We start from the raw sequence: 14,288 nt of genomic DNA, 5'->3' as shown, positions 1-14,288 counted from the left end.
ACGAAAGTGATAAAGTTTTAAACATCATCGCTGCTCAATGTTATTACTATACGACAATAGTGTTTAGCGAGAAAAATTGATTGATATATCATCGTTTATGATGGAATAAAAAATTAGGTTAGGATAGCCCTTTGCAATATGATCTGGCTCTAGCGAGAAAATATGTTTCAACATTAGAAAAAGAAAGAACAGCGTTAGCATTATTAGGTGCTTCTAACGAGTTTCGGCATATTTTTCAGTTACTTCCGTTATTATTACATATAAATCACCCTAATTTGCCGGGTTATCTAGCGGATAGCCCAGCAGGGGTTGCTCACTTTCAGTTATCGGATTATCAACAGCATTACCTATCCCATCAATTATCCCCAAATGAACAAGAAAACTTGTTAAAGCAGTCTTGTTATAATCCTGCTATTAATGGTGTTTATGTCATGGGAAGTATCGCTTCAATTACACAAACATCAGAATCTGATTTGGATATTTGGGTTTGTCATCAAGAAGGTTTATCTGAGGTTGAGCGACAAAGGTTGTTAGCCAAACTTAATGCGTTGCAAAGCTGGGCAAAAACCTTTGCTATTGATATGAATTTATTTTTAATGGATCAACAGCGCTTTCGTTCCTTTCAATATGCTGATGCGTTGACTGACGAAAATAGTGGCTCTGCACAACATATCTTATTATTAGATGAATTTTATCGTTCTACTATCAGATTAGCAGGTAAGCCTTTGTTATGGTTGCATTTAGCCGTAGAAAAGGAACAGGATTATGAAAGCGAAGTACAGCGTTTAGTGCAACAACAACAGCTTAATCTTGATGACTGGGTAGATTTTGGTGGCTTAGGCAAATTATCAGCGAATGAATATTTAGGGGCAACCCTTTGGCAACTTTACAAGGGGATTGATTCGCCCTATAAAGCGGTCATTAAGATTTTATTATTGGAAGCCTATTCTTGGGAATATCCTAATACTCAATTAATTGCGGTAGAATTTAAACGCCGTTTGCTTAATGGCGATACCGCAGTGAACCATTTTGATTCTTATTTGGCTATGTTGGAAAAAGTCAGTCAATATTTGAGTCAAATTCAAGACTATAAGCGTTTAAATTTTGTTCGACAATGTTTTTATGTTAAAGCCAATATTGATGCTCAACTTGATCGCCAACCTCATTGGCGTAGTGAGACCTTATTGTCTTTAATCCATTCTTGGCAATGGTCAAAAGAGACTACCGATATTTTAAATGCACGTGATGCGTGGAAAATTAAACAGGTCAAACGTATTTATAATGAATTGGTACAAGTGTTGATGTTGAGTTATCGTAACTTAGTCAATTTTGCCCATAAGCATAAGGTTGATGATAGCATTATGCCACAAGATATTAGTATCTTGACCCGTAAACTCTATACCGCCTTTGAAGAACTTGCGGGTAAGGTAACCTTGCTTAATCCACAGATTTCTAAAGATTTATCGGAAGCCCATTTAACCTTTATTGAAGTAAGAAATAGCCAAGTGATGAAAGACGGCTGGTATGTCGTCAACCAAGCTCCTAAAATTACAGAATTATCCCGTCTGCGTTATGTGGAATACAATCCAAACCTGCATAAATTAGTATCTTGGGCATATTTTAATGGCTTATTAACCGCCAATACGCAATTATATATTTCAAGCCAAAATGTCAGCCTTGATGTTTTACGTCAATTTGTTACTGATTTACGCTTATCTTTTGCAGTTAATGTGCCTCCCGCCAGCAATGAAGATTTATATCATTCCTGTGAGATAAAGAACCTTATGGTGGCAGTAAATCTCGTATCTGATCCCACTAAAAAACTGACTGCGTATAATTCCAAACAAGCTATTCGGCAAAGTGATTTATTTAGTTTTGGACCAGAACAACAAAGTTTAGTAGGCAGTATTGATTTAATTTATCGTAATTTATGGAATGAAGTGCGTACCCTGCATTTTGAAGGAGCAAATGCCATTTTGTCGGCATTAAAAGTGCTAACCAATAAAATTCACAAACACGCCACCTTACCCCAAATTAATGTGTATTGTTATAGCCGTTATTATCATCAAGAATTGGGGCAATGTGTATTGAGTTTGCTAAAAAAATGCTTGCATGGCAATAATGAACAGCCCCTTAATATTTTGCGTGTGGCAGGTAAAACTTGGCAACTCTTTTTTGCAGATCGAGGTATTAATCTAAAAGAAATTACATCAAATAACCCTAACGAGCAACCGCCTTGTTCCAGCGAAAAAGCCCCTGAGGATAGGCTTTCTAAACATCAGAAGTATCCTTATGAAATTGATAATTTTGCCAGTGAGGGCTTTTTACAATTCTTTTTTGAGGATAATCCTGATCGCACTTTTAATGTTTATATTCTTGATGAACTTAACCATTTAGAAATTTACCGTCATTGTGTGGGAAAGAAAGAAGCAAAAATTAAGCAAATCAATCATATTTATACTTCGTCAGGCATTGATAAGCAGGATAATCCCTATAATATTGTGCAACATAATTTTAATTATCCCCAATTTTATCAAATTCTACATCAAGGTACATTAACGCGTATTTTGCCGTTCCATAGTCAACCTAATCACGAGTGATCGCTAGCAAGATATGCCATAACTTGGCTAATTTTTCCCTGCTGAGCCTGTAATAATTGTTGAGCGTTTTCCTTATCTTGCCCAGTTAATAACATTAAAATGGCTAATTTACATTGGTAATCCGTTTGTTGTAACGCCCATTGTGCCTGTTCCCTATGACAATCTGTGGCTTGCATCACTATCCGTAACGCCCTTGCTCGCAATTTTTCGTTACTGGCTTGCATATCCACCATTAAATTTTGATAGCATTTTCCCATTTGCACCATACTTGCCGTTGTCAACATATTCAAGACCATTTTTTGGGCTGTACCTGATTTTAAACGGCTAGAACCTGTAAGGACTTCCGCTCCGACTAAGGTTTCAATGCAAATATCCGCATATTGTGCCATTGCTGATTGTGGATTACTCACAATAGCGACGGTGGTTGCCCCTAATTGCTTTGCATAAGCCAAACCTGCTAATACATAAGGGGTTCGTCCACTTGCCGCAATCCCCACTAGTACATCTTTAGAGCTTAAAGCGATTGTCTGTAAATCCTGTTCCGCTTGGGCTTGATTATCTTCAGCACCCTCAACGGCACAACGTATAGCCGTTTCTCCCCCTGCAATAATGCCTATTACTTGGCTTGGGTCTGTACCAAAGGTAGGGGGACATTCTGAGGCATCAAGCACACCTAACCGTCCGCTAGTGCCAGCCCCAAGATAAATCAACCGTCCCCCTTGCTGAAAGGCGGCAACAATATGATCGACTGCTTGTGCAATATGGGGTAAACATTGCTCAATGGCAATAGACACAAGTTTATCTTGTTGATTCATCAGGCTGACGATTTGCAAGCTGGATAAACGATCCAAAGCTATACTGGCAGGATTGCGTTGCTCGGTAATAAGTTGGGTTAAATCCTGTAATAATGGTTGTTGTGTCATTAAAAAATTACTCCTAAACTGACCGCACTTTTAGCCCCTGTTACCGAGGGAAGATTTGAGGTTTTTTGCTGTATTCGTTGATAGGCCAACCAAGCAAAAGCCACCGCCTCTACATAATCCTCTGCTAAGCCATAACTGGCAGTAGTTGCCACTTGCCAATGGGCTAATCCCTGTTGTAAGCCTTGCATTAGCAATGGATTATAAGCGCCACCGCCACAAACTAATAACTCACAAGGCAAGGTGGTTTCAATTTTTTGCAAATCTTGCACAATGCTTTGTACCGTAAGAGCTACAAGGGTTGCTTGAATATCCTGTGGTAAAAGTGCGGTGTGTTTTGCCAAAAATTTTTCTAGCCAAATAAGATTAAATTGCTCTCGTCCTGTACTTTTCGGTGGCGGTTGTTGGAAAAAAGGCTCACTTAATAAATCCTGTAATAATGGCTGATAAACTTGCCCTGTCTTTGCCCATTCTCCCCCCTTGTCGTAGCTTTTGCCTTGATATTTAGCAATCCATTGATCGAGCAAGGTATTTCCCGGACCAAGATCATAGCCTAACACCGCTTGCTCAGGTATCAATAAAGACACATTGCTAATGCCACCAATATTTAACACCGCCACCACTCGATCAGGACGGGCAAAATAGGCTTGATGAAAGGCTGGCACTAAAGGCGCGCCTTGTCCGCCTAATGCCATATCTTTACGGCGAAAATCGCCAATCGTTTGAATACCTGTGTTAATGGCAACAATATTCATATCGCCAATTTGCATGGTAAAGGGATAATCGCCCTGCGGTGCGTGCCAAATGGTTTGCCCATGACAACCTAATGCCACAATATCATTCGCACTAAGTTGTTGCTCGGCTAAAAATTGATTAATACAATCGGCATATAAATGCCCTACTAAATGATCAGCTTCACCAAGTTGGGATAAGGTAATTTGAGGTTCGGTAATAAGTGCGGTCAGTTTTTGTTTTATTTTTTCAGGCATTGCCATAAATTTTGTGGCAACCACCAAGGCAGGTTGATGAGAAAAATCCACTAACGCAAGATCAACACCATCTAAGCTCGTGCCAGACATTACGCCAATATAATATTGTTGCATTAATTTAATCCTGTTTAGGCTTGAGGGCATTATATAGCTGTTCCACTGTAAAATAATACAACATTGGCACGGCTTGTATCATTTCAATGTGGAACAGCTATATTTTGTCCTAAATGGTTAAGTTTTCTTGCGTGGACGTTGCCAGTTTTGAATATGGAGTTGTGGTACACGCGTAATAACCAATTCATTTTGATGAATATCTTTGGTTATCGTTGAACCTGCTCCAATAGTTGCACCGCTTTCTACTTCCACAGGCGCGATTAATTGACTATCCGAGCCAACAAAAACATCATCGCCGATAATGGTTTTGAATTTGTTTGCACCGTCATAATTGCAAGTAATCACACCTGCACCAATATTACATTGACGCCCAATTTCACTGTCGCCAATGTAAGCAAGATGATTAACCTTTGAACCTTGGGCAATAGAAGATTTTTTAATTTCCACAAAATTGCCAACGTGAGTTTCTGCCCCTAATTCGCTACCCGGGCGTAAACGTGAGAATGGTCCAATAATCGCGTGGTGATCAATTTTCGCTTGCTCAATCACTGAATAAGGTTTTATTTCTACCCCATCGGCGATCTCACAATCTTTTAATACACAACCTACCCCGATTTTTACTTGATTTCCTAACCACACTTTGCCCTCAAGAACAACATTGACATCAATCTCCACATCTTTACCATGGCTAAGCTCGCCACGCAGATCAAAGCGTTCAGGATCTTGTAACATCACGCCTGCAAGTAATAAATGTTGTGCTTGTTTACGTTGGTAATAGCGTTCTAATTTAGCAAGCTGTAAACGATTATTCGCCCCTTCTACTTCTAAAATATCTTCTGCTTGTACAGTAACGATTGGACAACCCTCTTGGTAAGCTAAAGCGATAACATCAGTCATATAATATTCGCCTTGAGCATTGTTGTTTTCTAATTTGGCAAGCCATTTTTTGAAGCTAGCTCCGTCAGATACCATCACGCCTGTATTGACCTCTTGGATTTGACGTTGCTCATCATTGGCATCTTTTTGTTCAACAATACCGATAACATTACCATTGTGTCGCAAAATTCGTCCATAGCCCGTTGGATCGGCTAGATTAACAGTTAATAAAGCAATGCCTTTTTCTGGTTTTGCCTCAATAAGTTGAGTGAGAGTGTGTTGACTAATCAACGGCGTATCGCCATAAAGCATTAAAATATTTTCATTATCTTGAAAAAACGGCGCAGCTTGTTGCATAGCATGCCCTGTACCTAATTGCTCTGCCTGATATACCCAGTTTACAGGTTGGTCTTGTAAATGTGTTTGCATTAACTCGCCACCATGCCCATAAATCAGATGAATATTTTGCGCATGAAGTTTTTTGGCTGTATCAATGACATGCTGAACCATAGCTTTACCCGCTATCTTATGTAATACCTTAGGCAGATCGGAATACATTCTTGTGCCTTTACCTGCTGCTAAGATGACAACACTAAGCGGTTTATTTGATTGTGTATTTTTCATTGCTATTCCTAACTTAATTTGTTGTTTTGAGCTGATCAATGGTGGCTTTATTGAAAAAATAATGTGTGCCACAACATTCGCATTGCATATCAATAGTACCTTGATGCTCTGCTAGAATTTCCTCAATTTCTTGTTCTGGCAGTAATAATAAGGCTGCACCAGAACGCTGTTGAGAACAGCCACAATGAAAGGTCAGGGGTTGTGGCGAAAAAATTTCAACGGTTTCTTCATGGTACAAGCGATACAATAATTGTTCGGCAGATAAGGCAAAAAGCTCTTCTGGTTTAACTGTTGCCGTTAAGGTAGCCAAATGCTCAAAATCTTGTTCATGCCCAGAGCCATCAGGCATAATTTGTAACAACATTCCTGCTACCACAGGTTTATTTTCCATTTCACCTGAATAAATAATTAATTGGGTTTGTAATTGTTCAGAACGGACAAAATAATCCTCAATACATTCAGTTAATGTTGGTTTATCTAGACTAATAATGCCTTGATAACGCTCGCCCTCTGTAGGAATAATTGAAATAACCAATACCGCTTTCCCCACCATTTCAGCTAATGTCATATCATTCGTGATTTCGCCATCTACTCTTGCCAAGGCTCGTAATTGCTGTTGATCTGAACCATTAACTACTGCAAGTTTTAGTGGACCTTCCCCCTGAATTTGTACAGTAATTGCACCTTTAAATTTTAAGGTAGCAGTTAATAAACTGGTAGCGACCATCATCTCGCCTAATAAATGCTGTACAGGCTTTGGATAATGGTGGGTATTTAGGGTATCGGTAAAGGTTTGATTTAATCGTACCCACTCGCCTCGTACCGCACGATCTTTAAATAGGTATCGGTATAATTTGTCGTTATCTTGTTGATATTGTTGTTCTTTCATTATTTTTCCTAAAATACTAAATATTTAATGCTTCATCGGTTTCAATAAAGTATTGATTCATTTCAAAAGCAGGTTTTTCAGCTTGATTGTGGCTAATAATGCGAGCAGGCACACCTGCCGCCGTAGCAGATTCTGGCACAGCTTGTAGCACCACAGAATTTGCCCCAATTTTGGCATAGCGTCCTACTTCAATGTTTCCCAAGATTTTTGCCCCAGCACCAATCATTACCCCTTCACGGATTTTAGGGTGGCGATCGCCACATTCTTTGCCTGTACCGCCGAGAGTAACGCCTTGTAAAATAGACACATCATTTTCAATCACTGAAGTTTCGCCAACCACAATGCCAGTGGCATGATCAAACATAATCCCATGCCCAATTTGTGCCGCGGGGTGAATATCCACATCAAATGCCACGGAAATTTCATTTTGTAAATAAAGGGCAAGGGCTTTACGCCCTTGTTTCCATAAATAATGGGTAACACGATAGCTTTGTAAAGCATGAAAGCCTTTTAAGTAAAGCAAAGGCGTGGACCAAAGTTCAACTGCGGGATCTCGTGAACGCACTGCATTAATATCGTGAGCTGCACTCTCAATAATATTAGGCTCAGCTAAATAGGCTTCTTCAATAATCTCTTTTAACGCAATCGCAGGCATAATGGCATTGGAAAGTTTATTAGCAAGAATATAGCTTAATGCACCACCTAAACATTGATGCTTTAAAATAGTCGCATGAAAAAAACTGGCTAACATAGGTTCATTTTCAGCCAATATTTTCGCTTCTTGGTGAATATTTTGCCAAACTGTCTCTCGTTGTACAGATTTCATTCACTTACTCTCCCTTTTTCTCTCGTCCTAATAGACTAATTGCCGCCTCTTTTGCATTTTTACCACAAAATAATACTTGGTATATTTGTTCAGTGATGGGCATTTCAACCCCTTGTTGCTGAGCTAACAAATAAGCCTCTTTGGTATTATGATAACCTTCTACTACTTGCCCAATATTTTCCATGGCGGTTTGTGCTGATAGTCCTTGTCCCAACATTAAGCCAAAACGGCGATTACGGGATTGATTATCAGTACAAGTCAAGACTAAATCGCCTAACCCAGACATTCCCATAAAAGTATTGGCATTTGCTCCGAGGGATAATCCCAAACGGCTAATCTCGGCAATACCTCGTGTAATTAAAGCGGTTCTTGCATTTGCCCCAAAACCGATACCGTCAGACATACCTGCCCCAATGGCAATCACATTTTTGATCGCCCCCCCTAATTGCACACCGACCATATCATGATTAAGGTAAACACGAAAATGTTTACTGCAATGAATTCTGGCTTGAAATGCTAAGGCAAATTGTTGATTATTGGAGGCTAAAGTAATTGCCGTAGGCAATCCTTCAGCTAATTCTTTAGCAAAGGTAGGGCCTGAAAGTACCGCAAGGGGATATTGATCGCCCAAATGCTCAAGCACAACATCTTGCAATAATCGCCCTGTATTAGACTCCAACCCCTTGGTTGCCCAGACAATACGATGCTGTGCAGTTAAGTGCGGTTTAATTTTTTGAATAACATCACCAAAAACGTGGCTAGGCACAACTATCAATAAATCACGAGAAAGTTGGATTGCTTTAGCTAAATTCGCTTCAATGTGTAATGCGTTAGGGAATTTAATATGGGGTAAAAATTGGCTATTCTCACGTTGTTTCGCAAGTTGATGACAATGTTCAGGATCATGCCCCCATAAATAAGTAGGGTAACCATTACGCGAAAAAGTAATTGCCAATGCTGTTCCATAAGAACCCGCACCTAAAACTGTAATGGGAGACGTGGTGAGATAAGTGTTTGACATCATTCACCTCTTGAAGAAAGGTAGTCCGTTTTTTGATAAAAACGGACTAGGGATTAAGGATTAATGTACTTCGTTATTATGTTCTTGATTTGCTTGAGCTTGTTCTTGGCGTTGTAAATAATCCACAAAAAGTGCATCAAAATTTACTGGCGAGAGATTAAGTGCTGGGAAAGTACCACGATTCACCAAGCTAGAAACTAACTCTCGAGCATAAGGGAACAACATTTCAGGACATTTTGCGGTTAAACAATGTGCCATTTGCATTTGATCCAATCCGCTAATAGTAAATACGCCCGCTTGTTTTACTTCACAAATAAATGCCACATCTTGAGAATCTTCCAATGTAGTTTCAAGGGAAATATTTAAACAAACCTCGTATAAATCTTCGCTCAATGTATTGGTCTCAGTACTTAAATCAAATTTAAGATGTGGTTTCCATTCTTGTTGAAAGATTTGTGGTAAATTCGGGGCTTCAAAAGAAACATCTTTCACATAAATACGCTGAATTTGCAATACAGGCTGAGCTTGTTCAGTTTCCGCAGCTACATTTTGATTTTCTTCTGTCATTTTTTACTCCTTAAGTTAATTTAGACAGGATAAATTGATTATTTTTCAAGTGGTAAATTTGCACCACGCCACCCTGTAATCCCCTCTTTGAGGACATAAACACGATTAAATCCTTGCTTAATCAATTCTTTAGCAGAAGCAGTCGCGGTAAAACCACTGGTATCAACTAAAACTACAGGAACATCTTTGTGCTGTTCAATTTTACCGATATTGTGTTTTTTAATATCACTTGGTGTGAGTTGTAAGCTATGAATAATATGACCACGTTTAAATTCATCAATTGTGCGTAAATCAACGACAGTTGCATTTTCTTTATTGATTAACATCGTCATTTCTGTATTTGAAATCATCTTAAATTTAGCAGTGGCAGAAGTAAAAAAGGTGTAAATCACCATAAAAAACACCACAAACCAAGCAACAACCATTAAGGTATGATTCTTGGCAAATTCAATAGCCATTGGGATAAATTCTAAATTTTCCATATTTTTCTCAAAGGGTCATGTAATTAAAGTGCTAAGTATAGCTTTAGTTATGTTGTTGAGCAATGTTATATTTTGAGGAAACCCTATGAAAGGTCATAAATAATAGTAACTTTAAATATATTCAGATGAAAAAATAAAAAATAGGACAAAAAAACAATGTAAACTTGGAAAAAATAACATCTTTTCAAAAAGAAAAACACCCTTAATCCTTATAAAACAAAAGGTTAAGACTAGAGTGTTACAACATTACGAAATTAAGAAAGAGAGCTATAATTCAAGATTAACTTCAAGTTCAAATCGTTTAATATATTTACCAGCAATAACATTCGCCCCTTGCAATTAGTCCTAAAAATGACTAAAATAAGCAAATTAGTAATATTTAGGACTATTTTATGCACACAAAAGACATTCATTATTATTCAGATAATCCCAATTTTCCCAGTAAATGGATTATTGGTTCATTGTTTATCGGGGCTTTTCTCGGTTATTTAAACGATACGCTACTTAACGTTGCCCTTACGCCGTTAATGCAGGAATTTTCGGTGGAGAGAACTTTAGTGCAATGGTTGGTAACAGGATTTTTATTGGTGATGGGGGCGTTTACGCCGCTCACTGCCAGCTTGATTCAATGGTTGCCAAGTAAAAAAATGGCGTTGATTACCTTAGCGATTTTTGCTAGCGGTTCGTTAATTTGCGGTTTCGCTCCCTCCTTTGCTTGGTTATTAGTTGGGCGGATTGTGCAAGCCGTTTCAGCGGCGTTTACCGTTCCGCTGTTAATTAATACCATTTTCACCATTTATCCCCCCGGCAAACGTGGCACAGTCATGGGCTTAGTGACGATGATGTTTACCGTTGCCCCTGCCATTGGCCCTACTTTATCAGGCTTTATTGTGGATCATCTTGGTTGGCGTTACCTTTTCCTTGCGCCGTTGCCCTTATTGGGGTTTGCCTTTATGGCAGTGAGCAAATATTTTAATATTGATGTGGTGGAAATTAATCGCCCGAAAATTGATTTATTATCCAGCTTTTTTTCCATATTGGGCGTGGGTGGTATGATTTATGCCATTAGCAATTATGCCCATTTTTCTTTATTGCGTTTTGCTACCATTTTGCTGATTTCTCTGTTGTGTATTGCTTACTTTGTTTATCGTCAAGGCAAATTAGCCACGCCTATGTTAAATCTTCGCGTATTAACGTATCGCCAATTCCGCTACATTATTATGATTTTATTTCTGGCTTATTTTATTTTTATGGGATTGGAATTATTAATGCCAATGTATAGCCAACAAGTTTTATTATTGAGCGCAACGGCGTCAGGTTTGGTGCTATTCCCAGCCAGTGTCTTACAAGCGCTTGCCTCGCCATTACTCGGTGTGATATTGGATAAAAAAGGCGGACGTTATGTCATGTTGCCCGCCGCCCTATTTATGCTCACAGGGTTAATCTTATTGTTGGTGTATATGGATACACACAGCAACCCCATCATCATTGCCGCTTGTTTTGCCTTGTTTGCTTTATCCATTAGTTGCGCGATTACAGGGGAAACCCACGGCTTAAATAGCCTACCGAAATCGCTTTATCCGCATGGTACAGCCCTGATTTCCACCCTTAACCCCATTGCAGGGGCATTAGGGGCAGCGATTTTTGTGGAAATCAGTGCGGTAGTAGAGCATCAAGTCTCAACCTCGCCAGCCATCGCCCAACTTATCGGCATCAAAACGGCGATAGCTTGCGGTCTGGTTTTAGCCCTATTCGTAGCGTATTTTGCCACGAAAGTAGAGCCTCATCTCACAAATAAATAAGGAAAGAAAATGCACGCACTTGATCGAGAAATTGATAGACTTGGGCAATTAATTGCCCAAGGCGAACAGATTTTTATGCAATGGGCAAAACAAAAAGGCATCAATTACAATCAATTTGCCATTCTTGATGCCCTATATCGTTATCAGTCTTGCACCCAAAAACAAATCTGCGAACAATGGGCATTACCCAAACAAACGGTCTCAACGCTATGCAGGCAATTACAGCAACAAGGGGACATTGTGTTACAAGATAGCCTTGAGGATAAACGCGAAAAACAAATGTCATTAACAGCACAAGGGAAAGATAAAATTCAGGCACTAAGCGAAGATTTCAGCCAAATGCAACACCAAGCCTTTGCCCGTTTAGGAACAGAAAAAACCGAACAAACCATTGCCAATATGCGTTTATTAAATCAATATTTCCTTGAGTATATTCAACAACAGAATAGCGAACCAAGTGATTGAAGCACAAGGAAATGAAAACGCAGTTGAATAAAGTGCGGTGGGTTTTGGGATTATTTTTTAGCCCACCGACTTCATCAACAAATTTCGTCCAATGGAGAAAATGCCTCAATAAACCGAAATTTGCAAAAATTGCCGTATAATAGCAACACTCTTAATCATTATGGAAACATTATGCACAATACCAGCTTACTTTTTACCCAAAACCTAAGCTATCAAGCCAGCGATGGACACATTTTATTACAGTCTACAAATCTTCATCTCCAACAAGGAGATCGCATTGGTTTGCATGGTTTATCAGGCAGTGGCAAAAGTGTTTTATTGCGTACTCTTGCGTTACTAAATTGTCCTTCCAGTGGTGAAATTTATTGGCAAGGACAACCCATTTCAAAACTTAGTGGCAAAGCGGTACAACAATATCGTACCCAAGTCGCTTATGTTCAACAGCAAGCTAATTTGGTCAATGGTACGGTAGAAGACAATTTACGTTTGCCCTACCAATTAGCCGCACATTCTCAACAACAAGCTGATCCACAGCAATGGCGACAAATGTTGCAACATATTGAACGCAAAGAAGATTTTTTACGCAAAGATAGTGAAAACCTCTCTGGTGGCGAACGCCAATTAGTTTGTCTAATGCGGATATTGCAACTCGCTCCGCAGGTTTTATTGTTAGATGAACCCACCTCAGCGTTAGATCCTGAATCTACCCAACAAGTGGAACAGCTTATTCGCCATTGGTTACAAAATAACCCTCAACGAGCCTATATTTGGATTTCACATAGTCCAGAACAATTACAACGCATCGCCAGTCAGCAGTGGAAAATGCAAGCTGGTGAACTTAGCTTTGAGTAATCATAAGGAAAAATTATGCATAATATCAGTGCTTGGGATTTAGCTATTGCCTCTATTTTGGTTTTTATCAGTATTGTTATTTCAACTCTATTACGCCTTGGATTAACCAAACAAATTGTTATCGCCGCACTACGCACAGTGATTCAGCTTAGTGCTATCGGTATGATTTTAAAGTATATTTTTGCTACCGATGACCCTCAGTGGATTATCGTCATTGTGCTTATTATGACCTTAGTGGCAGGTTTTTCCGCTGGCGGAAGAAGTGCTTATCATTATCAAGGCTTGCGTTACGATGCCTTATTTGCCGTTTGGCTAACCTCTTGGCTAGTTGCCTGCATTGGTTTGTATCTTGTATTACGCATTCAACCTTGGCATTCACCTCAATTTGTTATCCCTATTTTGGGTATGATTTTGGGCAATACGCTCAATGCTGTCGCACTCACGTTTAATCGCATTACACAAGCCTTAGCCGATCAACGCAGTCAAATTGAAATGTATTTATCCTTAGGGGCAACCCCTTGGGAAGCCTTTCGCCATCTTGCTCGTCAATCAATTAGTGCCGGAATGTTGCCGACAATCAACAGTATGACAGTTGTCGGTATTGTCAGCCTACCGGGTATGATGACAGGGCAAATCCTTGCAGGCGGTGATCCAGAACAAGCCGTACGTTACCAAATTATCGTTATGTTCTTTTTATGTGCCGCTGCCGCTTTAGGCAGTATGCTCGCAGTATGGTTTACCTTTAAACGCTTTTTTGATAAACAAAGCTGTTTTTTATATCAACGTTTAATCCAGAAACAGCATTAATCAAAAAACACGCTCAAAGTGCGGTCTGTTTTAAAAAATTTTTCAAAAACAGACCGCACTTACCCCTGCTGTAATCCCTGCAACACTTTACAATCAGCCACTTTCTCACTTTGACAGCGGTTCAAACGGCTTAATTGAGCGTGGATTTGTTGTAGTTGTGCGATTTTCTGTTCAATTTGTTGTAAATGTTGTGCTAATAATTGATCGGCATTATGGCATTGGGCGGTAGGGGTTTGGCATAACTGTTGTAATTGACGAATGTCAGTTAGGCTAAAACCCAACGTGCGACAATGTTTAATAAACATTAATTGTTCAACCGCTTGCGGACTAAAGTTGCGATAACCATTGGCATCTCTTGGCGCAGAGGGGATTAACCCCATTTTTTCGTAATAACGAATGGTATCAAGCGGTATGTTGGTTTGTTGACTAAGTTGTTGTATTTTCATGGTTAAAA

Annotated in this window: 14 protein-coding genes; 5 read left to right on the top strand and 9 right to left on the bottom strand. The window is 39.3% G+C overall.

Annotated features, from left to right (window positions below; translation table 11 throughout):
* Nucleotides 1-131: 131 nt before the first annotated feature.
* Entirely contained in the window at nucleotides 132-2,600 is a 2,469-nt protein-coding gene (locus tag A6A20_RS08035; RefSeq protein WP_279572940.1) for a class I adenylate cyclase, read from the top strand.
* Here A6A20_RS08035 and murQ read toward each other — a convergent pair.
* The 8 genes from murQ to A6A20_RS07995 all read right to left on the bottom strand — a co-directional run bounded on the left by murQ (nucleotide 2,591) and on the right by A6A20_RS07995 (nucleotide 9,908).
* Nucleotides 2,591-3,523 carry an N-acetylmuramic acid 6-phosphate etherase gene (murQ, locus tag A6A20_RS08030; protein ID WP_279572939.1) on the bottom strand — a complete coding sequence of 311 codons (933 nt, stop codon included), beginning with the start codon at nucleotides 3,521-3,523 and terminating at the stop codon, nucleotides 2,591-2,593. The two genes, A6A20_RS08035 and murQ, sit on opposite strands and share 10 nt — an antisense overlap.
* Nucleotides 3,523-4,623, bottom strand: coding sequence for an anhydro-N-acetylmuramic acid kinase (locus A6A20_RS08025; RefSeq protein ID WP_279572938.1), 1,101 nt, complete (start codon nucleotides 4,621-4,623; stop codon nucleotides 3,523-3,525). The genes murQ and A6A20_RS08025 overlap by 1 nt, the downstream gene beginning before the upstream one ends.
* A gap of 117 nt (nucleotides 4,624-4,740) precedes the next feature.
* The gene (gene glmU, locus A6A20_RS08020; protein WP_279572937.1) at nucleotides 4,741-6,123 is read right to left on the bottom strand and encodes a bifunctional UDP-N-acetylglucosamine diphosphorylase/glucosamine-1-phosphate N-acetyltransferase GlmU; all 1,383 of its coding nucleotides are present in this window, start codon (nucleotides 6,121-6,123) and stop codon (nucleotides 4,741-4,743) included.
* Between the two features lie 13 nt (nucleotides 6,124-6,136).
* Complete coding sequence (hslO, locus tag A6A20_RS08015) at nucleotides 6,137-7,012, bottom strand: Hsp33 family molecular chaperone HslO (RefSeq protein WP_279572936.1); 876 nt, start codon at nucleotides 7,010-7,012, stop codon at nucleotides 6,137-6,139.
* A 16-nt stretch (nucleotides 7,013-7,028) separates the two neighbouring features.
* Complete coding sequence (gene cysE, locus A6A20_RS08010) at nucleotides 7,029-7,838, bottom strand: serine O-acetyltransferase (protein WP_279572935.1); 810 nt, start codon at nucleotides 7,836-7,838, stop codon at nucleotides 7,029-7,031.
* Between the two features lie 4 nt (nucleotides 7,839-7,842).
* Nucleotides 7,843-8,859: an NAD(P)H-dependent glycerol-3-phosphate dehydrogenase gene (gpsA, locus tag A6A20_RS08005; RefSeq protein ID WP_279572934.1), complete on the bottom strand. Its 1,017-nt coding sequence runs from the start codon at nucleotides 8,857-8,859 to the stop codon at nucleotides 7,843-7,845.
* A gap of 60 nt (nucleotides 8,860-8,919) precedes the next feature.
* On the bottom strand, nucleotides 8,920-9,426 hold the full coding sequence (secB, locus tag A6A20_RS08000) for a protein-export chaperone SecB (protein ID WP_279572933.1): 507 nt from the start codon (nucleotides 9,424-9,426) through the stop codon (nucleotides 8,920-8,922).
* Between the two features lie 38 nt (nucleotides 9,427-9,464).
* Nucleotides 9,465-9,908 carry a rhodanese-like domain-containing protein gene (locus tag A6A20_RS07995; RefSeq protein ID WP_279572932.1) on the bottom strand — a complete coding sequence of 148 codons (444 nt, stop codon included), beginning with the start codon at nucleotides 9,906-9,908 and terminating at the stop codon, nucleotides 9,465-9,467.
* 392 nt (nucleotides 9,909-10,300) lie between these two features.
* Here A6A20_RS07995 and A6A20_RS07990 point away from each other — a divergent pair, with 392 nt between their 5' ends.
* The 4 genes from A6A20_RS07990 (at nucleotide 10,301) to A6A20_RS07975 (ending at nucleotide 13,834) form a co-directional block, all read left to right on the top strand.
* Nucleotides 10,301-11,710 carry a DHA2 family efflux MFS transporter permease subunit gene (locus A6A20_RS07990; protein WP_279572931.1) on the top strand — a complete coding sequence of 470 codons (1,410 nt, stop codon included), beginning with the start codon at nucleotides 10,301-10,303 and terminating at the stop codon, nucleotides 11,708-11,710.
* Between the two features lie 9 nt (nucleotides 11,711-11,719).
* Nucleotides 11,720-12,175 carry a MarR family winged helix-turn-helix transcriptional regulator gene (locus tag A6A20_RS07985; RefSeq protein ID WP_279572930.1) on the top strand — a complete coding sequence of 152 codons (456 nt, stop codon included), beginning with the start codon at nucleotides 11,720-11,722 and terminating at the stop codon, nucleotides 12,173-12,175.
* A 171-nt stretch (nucleotides 12,176-12,346) separates the two neighbouring features.
* Nucleotides 12,347-13,027 carry an ABC transporter ATP-binding protein gene (locus A6A20_RS07980; protein ID WP_279572929.1) on the top strand — a complete coding sequence of 227 codons (681 nt, stop codon included), beginning with the start codon at nucleotides 12,347-12,349 and terminating at the stop codon, nucleotides 13,025-13,027.
* Between the two features lie 15 nt (nucleotides 13,028-13,042).
* Nucleotides 13,043-13,834 (top strand): ABC transporter permease, encoded by a 792-nt coding sequence (locus A6A20_RS07975; RefSeq protein WP_279572928.1) that lies wholly within the window; start codon nucleotides 13,043-13,045, stop codon nucleotides 13,832-13,834.
* A 59-nt stretch (nucleotides 13,835-13,893) separates the two neighbouring features.
* On the opposite strand, the gene A6A20_RS07970 is transcribed toward A6A20_RS07975, so the two are convergent.
* Nucleotides 13,894-14,280, bottom strand: a complete 387-nt coding sequence (locus tag A6A20_RS07970; protein ID WP_279572927.1) for a MerR family DNA-binding protein — start codon at nucleotides 14,278-14,280, stop codon at nucleotides 13,894-13,896.
* Nucleotides 14,281-14,288: the final 8 nt, after the last annotated feature.

The organism is Volucribacter amazonae (genome assembly GCF_029783845.1).
GTDB lineage: Bacteria > Pseudomonadota > Gammaproteobacteria > Enterobacterales > Pasteurellaceae > Volucribacter > Volucribacter amazonae.
Note: the sequence above shows the minus strand (reverse complement) of the source record. Positions and strands in the feature narration are given on the sequence as shown.